Raw genomic sequence first — 16,012 nt, forward strand, 5'->3', positions numbered from 1 at the left:
AGTATTGGGGCGGTTTTCTCATGAATAGTGATTAATAGCGACGTGTCCAGCAGGAGTTTCACTCGTTATCGCCGACTCGTTCTTCCCGGAGCTCGGCGAGCAGGTCCTCCATCGCAGGGTCGGGCTGGACCTGGCGCAGAAGCGCGATGGCTTCCGTACGCGGAAGCCAGGTGCGACGCCGCAGTGGGATGATCTCCGCGACGGGACGGCGGTCGACTGTGACCGTCACCCGCTCGCCTGCTTCCACCCGGCGGATCACGTTACTGGCGTTCGTCCGCAGTTCGCGGAGGCCGACGATCGTCATGCTCTGCAGTGTTGCACATATGCTTCAGCGTTGCGCATGTGCTTCGGGTGCTCGAGGGACTACCCGGACCGGACCTGTCCGTGGTGTCCCGCATGAGTTGGAGATCGACAGGTGTCGGGCGGGTTGGCGCTGCTAGCGTGGGCTGTGGACCAGTGTGAACGACGTCCCAAGGAGCTGTGTTGCCCGACGTCGGTGACTGTTCGATGTCCAACTCTGCCCGTCCGACGGCGCATGTCGAACCAGCGGATGTCTCCCGCAGCGACAGCCGGCTTCCGGCGGCGACCACTGAGCACCGTGATGCCGGGGACTGGGCCCGTGAGTACGTCGATGATCCAGGTCCGCGGGACGCCTGCGGGGTGTTCGGGGTGTGGGCTCCGGATGAGGACGTTGCGAACCTAACCTACTACGGACTGTACGCGTTGCAGCATCGGGGCCAGGAAGCGGCGGGTATCGCGGTCGCCGACGGCCGGACGGTCGTCGTCTTCAAGGAACTGGGGCTGGTCGCCCAGGTCTTCGACGATGTGACCCTGGCGAGCCTGACCGGGCACCTGGCCGTGGGCCATACCCGTTACTCGACCACCGGATCGTCGACCTGGGACAATGCCCAGCCGTCCTACCGGTCGTCGCACGGCGGTGGAGCGGTTGCACTGGGTCATAACGGCAACCTCACCAATACCGCGACCCTGGCCGCGGACCTCGCCGACACCGTCAGGGGCCCGATCCGGGCGACGACGGACTCCGACCTGATCACCGCGATGTTGGCCGCGCATCCCGGCCTGACGCTGGAAGAAGCGGCCATGGACGTGCTGCCCCGGCTGGCCGGCGCGTTCTCGCTGGTGTTCTGCGACACCTCGACCCTGTACGCCGCCCGGGACACCCACGGTGTGCATCCGCTCGTGCTGGGTCGGCTCGGCGGGGACGGCCCGGACACCGGTTGGGTCGTGGCGAGTGAGACCGCTGCCCTCGACATCGTCGGCGCCGGTTTCGTCCGCGAGGTCGAACCCGGTGAACTGATCGTCATTGACGCCGACGGGCCGCGCTCGCACCGGTTTGCGCCGGCGACACCGCACGGATGCCTGTTCGAGTACGTCTACCTCGCTCGTCCCGACACCACGATCGCGGGCCGTTCCGTGCACGCGACCCGGGTCGAGGTCGGGCGGACACTCGCCCACGAGGCGCCGGCGGACGCCGATCTCGTGATCGGGGTGCCGCAGTCGGGCGTGCCCGCAGCGGTCGGCTTTGCCGAGGCCAGCCACATCCCGTACGGCGACGGGCTGGTGAAGAACTCCTATGTGGGACGGACGTTCATCCAACCGTCGCAGACGATCCGCCAGCGTGGGATCCGGCTGAAGCTCAATCCGCTGCGTGATGTCATCGACGGCCGCCGCCTTGTCGTCGTCGACGACTCGATCGTGCGGGGGAACACCCAACGCGCCCTGGTGCGGATGCTGCGCGAGGCCGGCGCCACCGAGGTACATGTGCGGATCTCCTCGCCGCCGGTGCGCTGGCCGTGCTTCTACGGCATCGACTTCGCCACCCGCTCCGAACTGATCGCGCACAACGCCCACGTCGATGAGATCCGCGAGTCGCTGGGAGCCGACTCCCTGGCCTACGTGTCACTGGCCGGCCTGGTCGCGGCGTCCCGCCAGCCGGTGGCGCAGCTGTGCCGAGCCTGTTTCGACGGGGTGTACCCGGTGCCGTTGCCGCATGCCGACCACCTCGGCAAGTACCTGCTGGAAGACGCCGCGGACGGTGACCGTGCCGGCCACGACCCCGCGCTCGTGGGCGGCGCGGGCATGGACGGCGCGGGCATGGACGGCGCGGGCATGGACGGCGCGGGCATGGACGGCGCCAGCCCGGTGGCACGGCGACGGTGAGCGCGCCGCCGCCTGATCAGCCTGTGACGAACGTGTCCTACCGGGACGCGGGCGTGGATATCGACGCCGGTGACCGCGCCGTGGCGCTCATGCGCGCGCATGTCGCGCGGGCCACCCGCCCGGAGGTCGTCGGATCGCTCGGGGGCTTCGCCGGGCTGTTCGCGCTCGACGTCACCCGCTACCGGCGTCCCCTGCTCGCCTCGTCGACCGACGGTGTGGGCACGAAGATTGCTGTTGCGCGGGCCGTCGGCCGGCATGACACCATCGGTGTCGACCTGGTTGCGATGGTCGTGGACGACCTGGTGGTCTGCGGCGCCGAACCGCTTTTCCTGCTCGACTACATCGCCTGCGGAGTCGTTGTTCCCGAGCGTATCGCCACAATCGTCGCGGGGATCGCGCTCGGCTGCCAACAGGCCGGCGCCGCCCTTGTCGGCGGTGAGACCGCTGAGCATCCCGGGCTCATGGGCCCCGACGACTACGATCTCGCGGCCACCGGTGTCGGTGTGGTGGAGACGGACGCGCTCCTTGGCCCGCAGCGGGTGCGACCGGGGGACGCGGTGGTGGCGATGGCCTCCGCCGGTCTGCATTCCAACGGCTACTCCCTGGTGCGTCATGTGCTGCTCGGCCCGGTCGACCCCGACGGCCCGGGCGGGGTCTCGCCCACGGGTCTCGCCGCCTTGGCCCGTCATGAGGACAGCCTGGGGACCACTCTCGGTGATGCCCTGCTCGTCCCTACCCGGATCTACGCCCGTGACTGCCTGGCGCTGGCCGCGGCCGTGGACGTCCACGCGTTCGCGCACATCACCGGTGGTGGGCTCGCGGCCAATCTGGCCCGGGTGATCCCCGCCGAATTGACCGCCCGGCTGGACCGGTCCACCTGGACCCCGCCACCCGTGTTCAGCCTGCTCGCCGAGCGTGGTGGTGTTCCAGCGGTAGAGATGGAACGGACGTTCAACCTCGGGGTGGGGATGGTCGCGGTGCTGCCTGCGCAGGACGCCTGCGCCGCCCTCGACCTGCTCGCCGCGCGCGGGATACCAGCGTGGATCATCGGCGAGGTCGTCCGTTGCGATGCCGACGGCCCCGCGAACAGCCCGGCTGACGGCGTCGGCGATGCGGATGATGATCGCGATCGCGTTGGTCAGCCGGCGGAGATGGTCGGCGAACATCCACGTTAGAGCGACCGTCCGCGACCGAGATGTGGGTTGACCATGCCAGCACGTCGTGGCCTGATGGCCTGATGGCCTGAGGCATGTGGCGGTTCTCGCCCATGGATGCGGCACCGGATCCCGCGAACGCCGGCACAGGACGCCCGCGCAGCCACCGCTGCGGCCTGCGTGGGCCTAGCCGCATGGGCTCCTTGGGCCGCCGCCAACGCGATAAAGATCACCATCGCGTTGCCCTCGGTCACATGGGAGCCCGGGATCCGGAGACCCGCAACCATGCTTGTGTCACTTACCGCCGACCGGTGTCCTCGTCCTCGTCGGCGTAGTCGTACTCGTAGGAATCATCCGACGAGTGCTGATCGTCCGCGGTGTCTTCTCGCGCGCTACCGGCACCCAGATCGGCTTTTAGGCGATCAAGGTCCATGTTGGGCGAGTTGTACTTGAGCTCGCGGGCGACTTTCGTCTGCTTGGCCTTTGCTCGGCCGCGCCCCATGGCTCGACCCCCTCGAACATGACGACGGGGACCCGCCCCGGTGCTCTCATTATCTCGTGCCTCCCGAGACTACAGGGATCGCGGGCTCATGGGCACGCCAACCCGACAGTTGTCGGGCCGCACGACGATTGCGATGAACGACGTGTGACGTGGATCACTGATCGACATCCCAAGGTGGTTGCTTAGAGTCATTGGATGAGGATCCTACGCAGTTGTCCGATCCCGGTCATCCGGCGCTCCGCGAGCTGGGTGGCGGCCACGGTGGAGGTCACCCCGGCCTGCTCGGCATGGCCGAGAACGTCCAGCGTTGACGCGAAGATACGGCTGACCCCGGCCTGCGCCCGCTCGTGCGAGTAGCCCTCGACCTCGTCGGCCACCTGGATCAGACCGCCGGCGTTGACCACGAAGTCGGGTGCGTAGAGGACGCCCGCGGCGGCCAACCGTTCGTCCACGTCGGCATCGGCGAGCTGGTTGTTAGCTCCGCCACAGACGACCCGCGCGTACAGGGCGCTCGCCACCTCCGCGGTGAGCGCTCCGCCCAGCGCGCACGGCGAGTACACGTCGACGTCGGCGGTGATCAGCGCGTCGGGATCGGTCCGCAGCTCGGCGTCGGGATACTGCGCGTGGACCCGATCGAGCGCGGCCTGGTCGACGTCCGCGGCGACCACGGCGGCGCCGTCGGCGAGCAGCCGGCCGACCAGACGCCGGCCGACCTTCCCGAGTCCGGCCACGGCAACACGGCGACCGACAAGCGACGGCGTGCCCCACAGGTACTCGGCGCAGGCACGCATGCCCTCGAACACGCCGTAGGCGGTCAGGACGCCGGAATCGCCGGAGCCACCCTGCGCAGGCGACCGTCCGGTGACCCATCGGGACTCGCGGGCGACCACGTCCATGTCCTCGACGTAGGTTCCGACGTCACAAGCGGTGATGTAACGGCCCCCGAGCGAGGCGACAAAGCGTCCGTATGCGCGCAGCAGCAGCTCGGACTTGTCCCGGCTCGGATCACCGATGATCACAGCTTTGCCGCCGCCGAAGTCGAGGCCGGCGCAGGCGGCCTTGTAAGCCATTGCCCTGGACAGCGCCAGGGCGTCGAGCAGCGCCGCGTCCTCGTCGACGTAGGGGTGGAACCTGGTCCCGCCGAGGGCCGGGCCGAGCGCCGTGGAGTAGATCGCGATGATCGCACGCAGTCCACTGGCGGCGTCCACACAGAACACCACCTGTTCGTGCTGCGCACCGACGGTGAAGACGGACGGCACGGTGAGGGCTCCCTTCGCCGGGTACGTGGTCTGGCCGGTACGTGGTCTGGCCGGTACGTGGTCTGGCCGGAACGTGGTCTGGCCGGAACGTGGTCTGCCGGGAACGCGGGCGGAAGCATGGGTCAGACACTGTTTCGACGGGCGCGACCGGTGCCCGCAACCTATCCAGTCGCGGTACCGGTACGAGTGAAGATCGACAATGCAGGCCGCTCCCATGCCGCTCCCGTGCCGCTCAGATGCCGCTGACGGGCCCGCGACAACCCACTGAGGCTGCGGGCATGCCAGGATCTGTCTGTGGCTCCTGTGGTCAGTCCAGCGGCCTATCTGCGGGTGTACGAGCCGCTGGCGGCGTTCCCGCAGGCCGATCGGCTTCGTTGGGAGCGGTATGCCGCCAAGGGCCGTGTTCCGAGCCGCCGTGCCGGCGCCCGCCAGGAGCGGGTCGTGGCCCTCGTCGCAACCATCCGGCCGTCGCTGGACGTCGCCGACGAGTCGGCCTTCATCCAGGTGGCGGACGGGCTGATGTTCGTCTGCCCCTGGTACACCCAGCTGCGGGTGTGGCAGGCGGCGATGGAGTTTCGCGGTGGGTTGCCGGATCGGGTGGCGGAGGCGTTCATCCCGCGACGGCTCGCGGACCCGGCCGAGACCGAGCTCGACCGTTGGCGGACCCGCCGCCCGGATCTCAAGGTCTACGTCCAGACCTGCACCTGGATGGTGCCGCCACCGTGGTTCGTCCTGTTCGATCCCTCGGAGCGCCTGTTGGTCACCGGTGACAGCGCCGACCGGTCGCTGTCCTACCGGACGTCGCTGAGCCTTGCCCAGCGGCGGGTCGGACAGGCGCTGGAGGCATTGGAGATGCTGCGTCGCGTCGCTCCGGACTCACCGGGCGTCGACGGTCTGGCCGAGATCAGACAGTGGCTGGCGGACTTCCACCCACACAGCCGGATCGAACTCGACTACGGCGGACTCGTGGATCTGCTCGATGACGACGCTCTGCGTGACGACACGTCGGTCGAAGACCTTGATGAGGCCCTCAGCGCATTACGCCTAGGGCGAACAGATGTGGCGGTCGTGGCCTATGAACGGGTCCTGAACCGGTGGAGACCGGTTCAGGCACGGGAGTCGGCAAGCTGATGGTTTGCAACCACTAACTGAGCGTGGTTGCTCGCTTCGGACGTCGTGTGACTAGTCAGCAGATGGTCCTGACGTGCCATGTCCGAAATGCCCCCGAAGGATGCACGATCTGTATGGGACGGAGCAACGCTCTGTGACGGGAGGCCAACACAATGACGACGAGAACACCGGACGCTGAGCCGCTGCTGACGCCCGCCGAAGTGGCAACCATGTTCCGAGTTGACCCGAAGACCGTGACCAGGTGGGCCAAGGCGGGCAAGCTCACTTCGATACGCACCCTTGGCGGCCACCGCCGCTATCGGGAGGCGGAGGTCCGCGCGCTCCTCAAGGGGGTCCCATCCGTGGGAAGCGAGGTATAGCTCCACGCCGGTGCGATCGGATGCATCGGATTCTCCTTGCCCTGCCGTTTTGGTCGATAAGTTCTGGAATTCACGAGTTGTTGGTTTTTCGGGGATCTCCGGCTACTTGAGATGTGATCAGGCTAGGACCGAGGGGGATGTCGGTACGGCAGTTGTCTCAAATGTGGGCAACGGTTGTTCTTCCGATGTGTCAAGGCCGCTGACGGTGGGGGCGCCCTGGTACGTCCAGGCGTCTTTAGGATCTTCGACTGGAAGGCGAGGCGGTCTGCCAGTCGAAGATCTCCACCACCGCAGGGCTGCAGAACGTGCTCTCTTGTCCCTGGGATGATCAGCGTTTCCACGCTGCTCGCGCCGTGACACGACCCCGTCGGTAGGTCCGGGAGGTTCCCCGAAACCGGGATGGCGCCTTCCGGACCGTTGTCGTTCCGGGACGAGATCCGCGCCGGCTCGTGCGGGCCTGCGCTCCTTGATCCACGCCCCTGTTGTCGGGCGCTCTAACAGCCGGTTGGACCCATCGGGGGCGTGCGATCATGAATCTGGTCGCACGCCCCCGACTCCGAAATCTTTCAGGCGTGGTCGCGGATTTCTGTTCTGCCTGCCGCCCGGGCGCAGTGGGCACAGCAGAAGAACTGTCCGTTGGTCTGGGCACCATGCCCGGAGATCTTCACTCCGCAGTGGTCACAGATCGGTGCCATCGAATGGATCGCGCATTCGAAACTGTCGAACGTGTGTACTGAGCCCTGGGCGTGAACCTCGAAGCTCATGTCGTAGTCATTGCCGCAAACCTCGCAGTGGCCCATGGTGGCCTCCCGTTGTCGTCGTCGTCTCGACGCCTTCATCCCCGCTGGTGCGTGGGTCCATAGGGAGACTGCTGTACTCGGGGTCGGATCTGCGGCCAGGACGCGCCGGCACCGTCGTGCTCCGGCCCGGCCTGCGTGTCAGCCACCTGTGCCTCGGCAACAAAAAGCACGAAGGCTGCCACGAGGTCGGTTCCACCCGAGATCCACAGATCTTGATGATTGCGAGATCGTTTTCGCAGGCCGCGCGTGGGGAAGCCGGATGCCCGACCGGGGCGGTGCCCTCACCCCGCGCGACCGGTTCGCAACGACCGACCCGACCCCGACCTCACCCGCATTTTCCCGTTCGTCGAACATTCGTGATATCAAGCGTTTTGTCTCATAGCCAGAGAAGATGTTCATCGAGAAGGAGGTCGGGCAAGTGCCCAAGGGGATTCTCTACGTCGAATCACGACCGAGCTCGCCGGAACAGGCGACCGAGTACCACAAGTGGTACAACGAGGGCCATCTGCAGGAGATTTTGGCGATCGACGGGTTCGTGTCGGCCCGCAGGTTCGAGTCACTCGGCGAGGACGGCCCGTTCATCGCGATCTACGAGATAGATGCCGACGATATCGAGGCTGTGCAGGCGACGCTCGGCGCAGCTATCAGCGCCGGCACGATGTCGACCCCGGTCGGGCTCCAGCTCGACCCGCCCCCCGTGTTCCGGTTCTGCCGGGAGATCACTGCACCCGAGTCCTGATCCGGTCGTTTCCGAGCCGACGAACCTGGTGCCGGAGCCGACCGAACCGCGGCAGCGGGCTCCGGCACCAGATCGTCCCCGGCAGTAGGGGTCATCAGTAAGGGTCATCAGTAGGGGAGTCCGCCCCGCGCGATGAGCTGCCCGGCGATGACGTTGCGCTGGATCTCGTTGGTGCCCTCGCCGACGATCATCAGCGGTGCGTCCCGGAAGTAGCGCTCGACGTCGAACTCCGTCGAGTAGCTGGCAGTCCACGAAGGACAGCTCGCAGCTCTCCACACCTTTGTAGCCGAGCTTGGGCAGGTCCTTGGAGACGGTGAACCCGGGCACCTTCTCCACCAGCAGGATGCTGATACCGCGATGCACGGGCGTCGCGGCCGGGTCGGTCTTGCACAACAGCGCCAGCAGCCCGGCGCGACGTGCGTTGGTGATCCAGGTCTTGGCCCCGTTGATCAGGTATCCGTCACCGGCGGGGCGGGCGGTGGTGCGCATCGCCTGCAGATCCGAACCCCCGCCCGGCTCGGTCAGGGCCATCGCCGCACGGAGCTCGCCGGTGGCCATCCGGGGCAGGTAGCGCTGCTTCTGCTCCTTGGTGCCCGTACTCCAGCAACAGCTTCGACACGACGGTGTGCCCGCCCATGGCGCCGGCGAGGCTCATCCAGCCCCGTGCCAGTTCCTCGGTGACCAGTGCGTAGCAGACAGTCGAGACATTCACGGCGCCGTAGGGTTCCGGGATGGCCAGGCCGAAGATGCCGATCCGCTTCATCTGCTTGATCAGCATTTCCGGATAGGTGTTCTCGTGTTCAAGCGCACGGGCCACCGGGCGGACCTGGTGGTCCACGAAGTCACGGACAGTGTCGACAACGGCCTGCTCGTCGGGGTCGAGATCGGGCATGATCTGAGCCTCTTGTTTCGCCGACTACCTCCAGGTACACGCTAGCGCGCTGGTGCACGTGGGATCTCTACGCGTCCGGACTCAGAGAGGAAGGCCGTCTGTGGGCCGAGCCCCTGAATCGGCAGCTGTTGCAGGCATGTGACGGCAGCTGACCCCCGGATCTGCTGGCGTTCGGTCGGCTGAAGTGGTCCCGTCTCGTCGCCACACTCGTTGGCTCAGGCGGCTATTAGATTCTTCAACATTGCTCGTCGGGTGGAGGGTGCGTCGCGCAGGATTTGTCGGGCGTGGAGAAGTGCCCCTATCTCGGCGGCAGCGGCAGCGGTGGCGACCTCGGCGGCCGCAGGGTCTACCTGTCCGAGTCTGGCGTTCGACAGCCAAGCCGACACTTGTGCCCAGGAATACAGCTTGATCCGGCTGCCGCGGTGAATCATTGGGACTGGGAAGCCGCCTGGTCCGCGTTCACCGGTGATCCAGTGCCCTACCGCGGGGCCGGACCGGCTGGTTTTTTCGGCAATGTCCTCGACGGTTACCAGATCCTCCATGACGCCGGTCACCATCAGCCCTGACTGTTCACTGTCGATAATTGCGGAGAGGATTGCTTCGGTCGCGTTGCGGGCTTCGCGAGAGAACAGGATAGTGCCGCCCCGATCGTCCCCGGCGATCCTCCGTGCCGCAGCCTCGTCTTTTGTCCGAAGCATCATTCTCTGTACCATTCGGTGCCCCTTTCCGACTTACCCGATCAAGGTAGATCGATCCTGGTCCACCTCCGGCTTACACAGTCGCCATGACACGCCCCGGCAGATCGCCGGGACGATGTCAGCACGGGACTCTGAAGGGGCACCCGGAGCCCCCGGAAGAACCCGTGGGGGCCAAAAGCGCCCTGGACGAACCACCCGGTCACGACTACCCGATCGTGGCCCACCCAATCGTCCGGGTGCACCGCGAGACCGGCGTGAAGATCCTTTGGGTGAATGTCACTCAACGTCTCTCGATCATCGGGCTGGACCGGGCCGAGAGCAGGGAACTGCTCACACTCGTCATCGACCAGTACCGGAAGCCGGAAAATCAGGTCCGGTTCTCCTGGCGCCCCGGGTCGATTGCATTCTGGGACAACCGAGCCGCGGTCCACTACGCCGTGCGCAACTACGCCGACTCCCCCCGGCTACTGGAGCTGATCATGATCGCCGACGAGCCGTTGTACGCTGATCTCTGACGCGCAGTCGCGCGTTCTGCATTCGCTGGTCGACGGCTGCGGCTGGCACGGCCATCCGGCGCTTCGCCGCACCCATGTCGACGCCATCCCACAGGTACTGCTGCCGGGTCAGGTCGTCCGTTCGAACCCGATACCGAAGGCCGTGATCAGCTCGGGATCGCGGTCCGAGGCGACGGGGCATTCGAACCAACTGGCCGTGGGTCACAGAGCGGCGACGAACTCCTCGATGACCAGGCTGACAGCCTCGTAGAGATCAGCCACGGCGTCCTCGGGGGTGTTACCGAACCCATGTGCGCCACCGCTGGGGAACGACGCATGGGCCGCCCAGGTGCCGTCCTTATCCTGCTCCAGCCCGTAGGGGATCTGGACCATCCGCTTCATGGCGCTGACTGTCCGCCGCAAGCCGCAGGGTTCGCAGTAGCCGCGATCACGGCACTGGATCCCGCCCGGCGAGGGCGGGATCGCCGCCGAGAGTGGCGAACGGTTCCAGCGTCCCCCCGCTGCCGGGGGCCGTCGGAACGGCGTGCGGTTCGGGCTGACGCGAGGCTGCACGTCGGTGCGGCGAGTAACAGAAGTTAGCGCGTGGGCAGGGGCGGGGTCGAACCGCCGACCTTCCGCTTTTCAGTGCCACGGTGGCGTGTACGCGGGCCTTCATGGCGGTTCGCGGCGCTGGCGGGGCGATGCCGCACTCTGGTCGTGACCGGCGCTGAACGACCCTGAACGAAACCAAGACTGAGACCATCGCCTTGCCGCTCGCCCGTCCCTGGCCGGCCGGCTAGTGCTCGACCTCCGCGCCACGGCGGCCCAGCGCCTGAGGCCAGGGTCCACCCGGAGCACCGCGCGGCAAGCGACCTCGGTACTCGCTACCTGCGCCCAGATGCGTCAGCTTCGAAATGTCGTGCCTGCGGGCTCTTGTCTAGATCACCATGCGCGATATGCTGCCATCTGGGTGCAGCTGAGTACACTGCGCGGCGGCACGTTTCTTGATCGGGGGACCTGAAGAGTGTATGAATGGCCAGTGCCAATGCCCGAGGGATGCCCGCCAGCAGACGCGGTGCCTGCCAGAGGTACGGTATTCCGACTCGTGAGTACGAGCACTCCGACCGAGAAGGATTTCCGCTCGCATACTCAGCGTTGGCCTGATCGTACATATGAGAAGCCGTGCCTGGCTGCCGGAATCTCGGTCCTCACCAACCCAGACGAAATCGAGACTTTTAAGGCACTCGTTCCTGGAATGCGCAAGAAGCAAGTATCCCGGGGCATTATTGATGGTGCGGGCCTCATGAAATTCACGCCATCGACGGTGTCTTCTCATCTCACTTGGTGGCGCCCAATCAATGATAGTGCTTGGACCACATTTAAAGTACTAGCGGGAGCCACGTCATGAGCGGTTGGCTACCAGACGGCACTAACCTAGGACCATTGAATCTCGTAGAGACTTTTGTCTTCTTCGACTCTCCACGCCTATTCTCTTGTATTTCTGCGACGGGGCAGAACTACATCGGCGTCTGGGTCGACGAATCCGACGAAAGAGAAATCTACCTTCTTCTTCCGGTGTCTCCTGAGCGTTTGAAAGCGATCCGCTCAGGAATCATATCTTTGAGGGTGGCGATCGAAAACTCGGAGAGCGGTGGAGTTTATTTGGTCCCCCTTTTCGGCGAGGACGTCCCTTTCGCGCAGTGGGAGAGTTTGGGCGAAATTCCTGAAAGTTTTCTCCCGGATGTGGCATCGTATCTTCATCTTGAAACCGTCACTTTGCCGCCAGCGGACGAAACCAGAGAATTCAGGGATCGCGCAGCGCAGCAACATAGATCTTTGCTGCGACTCGCGTTTGGTCTCGACACTACGCGCAACGAGGCTCCGACTCGGATAGTTGGTCAGACTCTTGTCGGTGTACAAGAATTGATCGACGCAATTGGTCAGGTCCAAGTTGGCGAGCCCACTACCCGAGGCGTGATACCGGAAGAAATCTTGTTGGGTACTGACAGTATGCTGGTCGGTGCGTTCGCAGGTTCATTTGTTCTTGAGCTGGCAGGCGTTTCCCAGCTCGACCTTTTTGAAAGTTCTCTATTCTCGCGCAGCGCCGATACACTGATCGGGCTTATGCGTGATGCCGGCGACCGTAGGGCACTCGGTAGCCAATTGCTCGCCTTGAAAGGGCGGGTTCCGACCAAACTCAGGTCATTTATCGAAGACGTGGCGGCGGCGAAGGGAGGCCTAACTATTTCGCATGCGACGCCTAACCGAGTCCTCAACGAGGCGTCTCTGAGCGTGAGCCAGATTAGAGATCTCTCCGAATGGCTGAGTGAACTGGAAATAGCAGATACGGTACGACATACCCTGAATGCGCAACTAATTGGAATCAATGTTCGGACGCGCATATACGAGCTTCGAGACGAGGATGGTGTCAAATGGACCGGTAGAATCCACGACTCCGCGATGGAAGCCGCCTCGGCAGCGACGGTAAACCGCAGCTACAGAGCCACGATAGAAGAGGTCGCTGAGTCGAGCAGTGCTACCGGCGACGTCCGTACGAGGCGATTCCTCGTTGAGTTGTCGACGCTGTGAGACCGAGGTTCGACCAGGAAACGTTCGTATGGCCAAAATTTAGTCGACCGCGCTAGATGTTTCGACCAGGATCGACTCGGCGACGATTCGAAGCAGAGGCAACTCTCGCCGAAGATCGCTAGCATGCCGAAATGGCCTGGCGGGTTCAAACGGTCGTAGCGACGCTCGGCTGGTCGGAGTCGAGGAGCCGGATTGCGCCGACGTTCCCCCCCGCGCGCTGTTTCCGCCCTGGCGGGGCGTCGATCTTGAGCCATCCCCTGCCGGGATACCCAGCGCATCAGGGCGACCCGACCGGTACCCGGCCCTGGTCGGAGGCCTGGTCCTCGGCGACGACGGCGAGCCCATCGAACTTGTAGCTCCGTTTGCGGGACCATCTGCGATCGCTGCGTGGATGGAACTACGGGGCATCACGCACTACCGGGTCCTGCCGGCCCATCTGCCTGGTGCGGTCGTGCCACGTCGACTAGCCGACCCAGCGTAGTCGGATCGCACCAAAAGTGCGGGGTAGTCGCGGGAATGCGACCTTTGAAAGGATCGTTGAACTCGAGACGTCCATCCACAGGGAAGAGGATCTATGTTCGGCTTGGTGGTCCGGTTCAGTCTGCGGCCCGGTGCCGCCGAAGGTTTCGACCGGCTGGTGGCCCGAACGTTGCCGCTCATCGTGTCATCCGAGTCAGGAACCTTGCTATACCTGACGCACACCGTAGACGGAGACCCTGACGCCCGGATCTTTTACGAGGTCTACCGAGACCGAGTGGCGTTCGACGAGCACGAGCGCCAGGACCACGTTCGGGCCTTCCTCTCGGTCCGCGAGGAGTTCCTTTCCGGACCACCGCGGGTTGAGTTCGTGACTGTTGCCGATGGCAAGGGCATGCCGGCCGGTGCGCGATGACAGATCCGCTTCCCACTCTGGGCGAAAGATTCGCATTTCATCGCAAACGGCGCGGACTTTCCCAAGTGGAATTGGGCCGACTGATCGGCCGGTCGGAGAGCTGGGTCTCTCAGGTCGAGCGGAACACGCGGAAGGTCGACCGGCTGTCGGTCCTCGCCCAGGTGGCCGATGTGCTCGGCGTTCCCGTCTCGGATCTCGCGCCAGACGCGCCGGCTGAGCCTGTCGAGGCTGAGGCCGAGTCGTGGCGGACGCTGCTTTGCCTTGCGCTCACGGGACACCCCGCGTTGCCGCTCCTGTTCTCAGGGACGACTACGGAGGCTTCCCCGGTCGGAGACGCCCAGGGCCGAGTAGACGAGGCTTGGTCGCTGGTCCATGCGTCCCGTTACACGGACGCCGGCCCCGCTCTCGCACCGCTGATCAGCGAACTGGAAACCGCGGTCCGCTCCGCCACGCCCGACCAGCGTCAGGCGGTCGCCAGGGCCCTGGCCGCTGCCTACCAGGCCGTTACGGAACTGTTCGTCAAAGTCGGTGACATCGAGGTGGCGTGGCTTGCCGCGGACCGCGCGCTGTTCGCTGCCGAACACGCCGGGAACCTGGGCCTGGTGGCCGCCGGCCACCATCGCCTAGCGCACACCTTCCTCAGCGCCGGCCGCTTCCAGCAAGCCCGGCACACCGCTACGGTCGCTGCCGATGCGCTCCGCTCTGGCTCGTCAGGGCTGGGAGTCGAGGCGCAGTCAGCCCTTGGCGCGCTGTGCCTGGTTCAGTCGATCATCTGCGCCCGCTCGGGTGACCGGCGCGCGGCCTGGCAGGCGATCGGGGAGGCTGAAACACTCGCCGCGGTCGTTGGCGCAGGTCGGAACGACTTCAATCTGGAGTTCGGTCCGGCGAACGTCGCACTGCACGCGGTCGCGGTCGCCGTGGAGCTGGGCGACGCTGGCGATGCCCTCGACCGCGCCGGCCGTGTGGACACTGCCGGGCTGTCTGCTGAACGGCGTGGCCGCTTTCTGGTGGACGTGGCGCGCGCCCACGCTCAGCGCCGCGACCGCGGCGACGCCATCGCCGCGCTTCTGGAGGCCGAGCGCATCGCGCCCGAGCAGATCCGAGACCACCCAAAAGTCCGCGTCCTGGTCCGGGACCTACTCCAAGACCCCGGATGGCGCTCTGACCAGGACCTACGCGCCTTGGCGGACCGATGCGGGGTTGTCGCATAAGAGACCAGCACGGAAAGTACTAGACAGCACTTATAGTACTACCAGTACTTAAGGTGCGGATTGGCGGCGCCACCGGCCGGGGTCCTTGATCCGACCTGCTTGGAGGTCAGACCCGGGATGAAGCATGCCCTCAACCGGACTGTCACGGCTGTCGACCCCGTGAACGGGTCCGTGTCCGTCGATCAGGCGGACGCATCTCAGGCCGGCGTCGGACCGCGCCGACCGCACAAAGCCCGCCAAGATCTTTGGTGGGCTTTACTCTGCCTGGTACTGATGGTGGGCAGGGGCGGGGTCGAACCGCCGACCTTCCGCTTTTCAGGCGCGGCGCGTGGTCCCGTAGTGGTCCCTGGTCGTCCGTCGTGCCTGCTCAGGCAGCCTCGTCCGTCCGTGGTCGTCCACTGCCGTCCGCTGCTGTTGCCGTCAGCGCTGCCGTCAGCGTTGCCGTCAGATCGCCGCGCCGCGGGGCGGGCTCCGAGCATCAGCGATTTTGCCGTGACATCTGGACCCGTGCAGGGTTCGTGGCGTGGATTATGTCGTCGACCTCGATCATGCGGCTGATGAGATCGCTAGGCGTCGGCCTGGCTGGGAACTCGCTGGCCTGAGCGTGGAGGCTGTGACCTGGCGGGACTATGCCGCGCCGTGGCCTCAGACGTTGGAGCGGGACCGGAACCTGGTCACCGATCCGGACTCGATCGGGGTGGAGATCTCCGGCCCGGGCGACGCCCGGCTCTTCATTGTTCTGTTCCGAGGAGGATGGGCAGACGTGGACGCGGTGACACGCGAGTGGGATGCAGTGATCGTCAATGGACCCCGGATTCGGTCGCCACGTGATTTCGGTCTACTGCTCGACCAGTACGTCGTGCGGATCTTTGATGTTCAGTCCGTATGAGAACCGAGACGGCGGCCACGAGGACACGGTAATTGACCGGCCACGGTACCGACCGTGCTTCCGATTACAAGAGCAGGGCAGACGGTCTGCTGATGTTCGTGGACGTCCGTGACCTGCGCCGGGCGTCCGCGGACGTCCGCTGGTGTTGCTGTCAGCGGTTGCTGTCGGACCCGAGACCGGATATGTCCGGTCGACAGCGCCGCGATGGCTCTGCTGTTCGGT

17 protein-coding genes and 1 pseudogene are annotated in these 16,012 nt (G+C 65.5%); 11 read left to right on the plus strand and 7 right to left on the minus strand.

What is annotated here, in order from left to right:
- Positions 1-58 precede the first annotated feature (58 nt).
- Positions 59-304 (minus strand): type II toxin-antitoxin system prevent-host-death family antitoxin, encoded by a 246-nt coding sequence (locus tag U9977_RS17195; protein ID WP_322750291.1) that lies wholly within the window; start codon positions 302-304, stop codon positions 59-61.
- Between the two features lie 203 nt (positions 305-507).
- Here U9977_RS17195 and purF point away from each other — a divergent pair, with 203 nt between their 5' ends.
- The gene (gene purF, locus U9977_RS17200; protein WP_416210671.1) at positions 508-2,181 is read left to right on the plus strand and encodes an amidophosphoribosyltransferase; all 1,674 of its coding nucleotides are present in this window, start codon (positions 508-510) and stop codon (positions 2,179-2,181) included.
- Between the two features lie 23 nt (positions 2,182-2,204).
- Positions 2,205-3,356, plus strand: a complete 1,152-nt coding sequence (gene purM / locus U9977_RS17205) for a phosphoribosylformylglycinamidine cyclo-ligase (protein ID WP_322750293.1) — start codon at positions 2,205-2,207, stop codon at positions 3,354-3,356.
- 277 nt (positions 3,357-3,633) lie between these two features.
- Here the strand turns inward: purM and U9977_RS17210 are convergent, their stop codons facing one another.
- Both U9977_RS17210 and U9977_RS17215 read right to left on the minus strand, forming a co-directional pair.
- Positions 3,634-3,837, minus strand: coding sequence for a DUF3073 domain-containing protein (locus U9977_RS17210; protein ID WP_322750294.1), 204 nt, complete (start codon positions 3,835-3,837; stop codon positions 3,634-3,636).
- A 188-nt stretch (positions 3,838-4,025) separates the two neighbouring features.
- On the minus strand, positions 4,026-5,096 hold the full coding sequence (locus tag U9977_RS17215) for a Glu/Leu/Phe/Val family dehydrogenase (protein WP_322750295.1): 1,071 nt from the start codon (positions 5,094-5,096) through the stop codon (positions 4,026-4,028).
- 294 nt (positions 5,097-5,390) lie between these two features.
- Between U9977_RS17215 and U9977_RS17220 the strand changes: the two genes are divergently transcribed.
- A complete protein-coding gene (locus tag U9977_RS17220) occupies positions 5,391-6,227 on the plus strand; it encodes a hypothetical protein (RefSeq protein WP_322750296.1) in 837 nt (278 codons plus the stop codon).
- 152 nt (positions 6,228-6,379) lie between these two features.
- A complete protein-coding gene (bldC, locus tag U9977_RS17225) occupies positions 6,380-6,586 on the plus strand; it encodes a developmental transcriptional regulator BldC (RefSeq protein ID WP_322750297.1) in 207 nt (68 codons plus the stop codon).
- Positions 6,587-7,152: 566 nt separating this feature from the next.
- Here the strand turns inward: bldC and U9977_RS17230 are convergent.
- A complete protein-coding gene (locus U9977_RS17230) occupies positions 7,153-7,386 on the minus strand; it encodes a hypothetical protein (protein WP_416210667.1) in 234 nt (77 codons plus the stop codon).
- A gap of 391 nt (positions 7,387-7,777) precedes the next feature.
- On the opposite strand from U9977_RS17230, the gene U9977_RS17235 reads away from it, so the two are divergent.
- Positions 7,778-8,125: a DUF4286 family protein gene (locus U9977_RS17235; RefSeq protein WP_322750299.1), complete on the plus strand. Its 348-nt coding sequence runs from the start codon at positions 7,778-7,780 to the stop codon at positions 8,123-8,125.
- Positions 8,126-8,232: 107 nt separating this feature from the next.
- Here the strand turns inward: U9977_RS17235 and U9977_RS17240 are convergent.
- Together U9977_RS17240 and U9977_RS17245 are read right to left on the minus strand one after the other, a co-directional pair.
- Positions 8,233-9,017, minus strand: a pseudogene (locus U9977_RS17240) (acyl-CoA dehydrogenase family protein).
- Between the two features lie 215 nt (positions 9,018-9,232).
- Positions 9,233-9,718: a hypothetical protein gene (locus U9977_RS17245; RefSeq protein WP_322750300.1), complete on the minus strand. Its 486-nt coding sequence runs from the start codon at positions 9,716-9,718 to the stop codon at positions 9,233-9,235.
- An 83-nt stretch (positions 9,719-9,801) separates the two neighbouring features.
- Between U9977_RS17245 and U9977_RS17250 the strand changes: the two genes are divergently transcribed.
- On the plus strand, positions 9,802-10,230 hold the full coding sequence (locus U9977_RS17250) for a TauD/TfdA dioxygenase family protein (protein WP_416210669.1): 429 nt from the start codon (positions 9,802-9,804) through the stop codon (positions 10,228-10,230).
- A 201-nt stretch (positions 10,231-10,431) separates the two neighbouring features.
- Here U9977_RS17250 and U9977_RS17255 read toward each other — a convergent pair whose 3' ends face one another.
- Positions 10,432-10,611 carry a type II toxin-antitoxin system HicB family antitoxin gene (locus U9977_RS17255; RefSeq protein WP_322750302.1) on the minus strand — a complete coding sequence of 60 codons (180 nt, stop codon included), beginning with the start codon at positions 10,609-10,611 and terminating at the stop codon, positions 10,432-10,434.
- 1,002 nt (positions 10,612-11,613) lie between these two features.
- On the opposite strand from U9977_RS17255, the gene U9977_RS17260 reads away from it, so the two are divergent.
- From U9977_RS17260 to U9977_RS17280, 5 genes are all read left to right on the plus strand, one after another.
- Positions 11,614-12,798 (plus strand): DUF6575 domain-containing protein, encoded by a 1,185-nt coding sequence (locus U9977_RS17260; RefSeq protein ID WP_322750303.1) that lies wholly within the window; start codon positions 11,614-11,616, stop codon positions 12,796-12,798.
- Positions 12,799-13,372: 574 nt separating this feature from the next.
- Positions 13,373-13,690: a putative quinol monooxygenase gene (locus U9977_RS17265; protein WP_322750304.1), complete on the plus strand. Its 318-nt coding sequence runs from the start codon at positions 13,373-13,375 to the stop codon at positions 13,688-13,690.
- Complete coding sequence (locus U9977_RS17270) at positions 13,687-14,901, plus strand: helix-turn-helix transcriptional regulator (RefSeq protein WP_322750305.1); 1,215 nt, start codon at positions 13,687-13,689, stop codon at positions 14,899-14,901. The genes U9977_RS17265 and U9977_RS17270 overlap by 4 nt, the downstream gene beginning before the upstream one ends.
- Positions 14,902-15,424: 523 nt before the next feature.
- Positions 15,425-15,790 carry a hypothetical protein gene (locus U9977_RS17275; RefSeq protein WP_322750306.1) on the plus strand — a complete coding sequence of 122 codons (366 nt, stop codon included), beginning with the start codon at positions 15,425-15,427 and terminating at the stop codon, positions 15,788-15,790.
- A 32-nt stretch (positions 15,791-15,822) separates the two neighbouring features.
- Positions 15,823-16,012: hypothetical protein (locus tag U9977_RS17280; protein ID WP_322750307.1), on the plus strand; the 190-nt coding region annotated here is incomplete at its 3' end.

Source organism: Protofrankia sp. Cas8, from assembly GCF_963555845.1.
Lineage (GTDB): Bacteria > Actinomycetota > Actinomycetes > Frankiales > Frankiaceae > Protofrankia.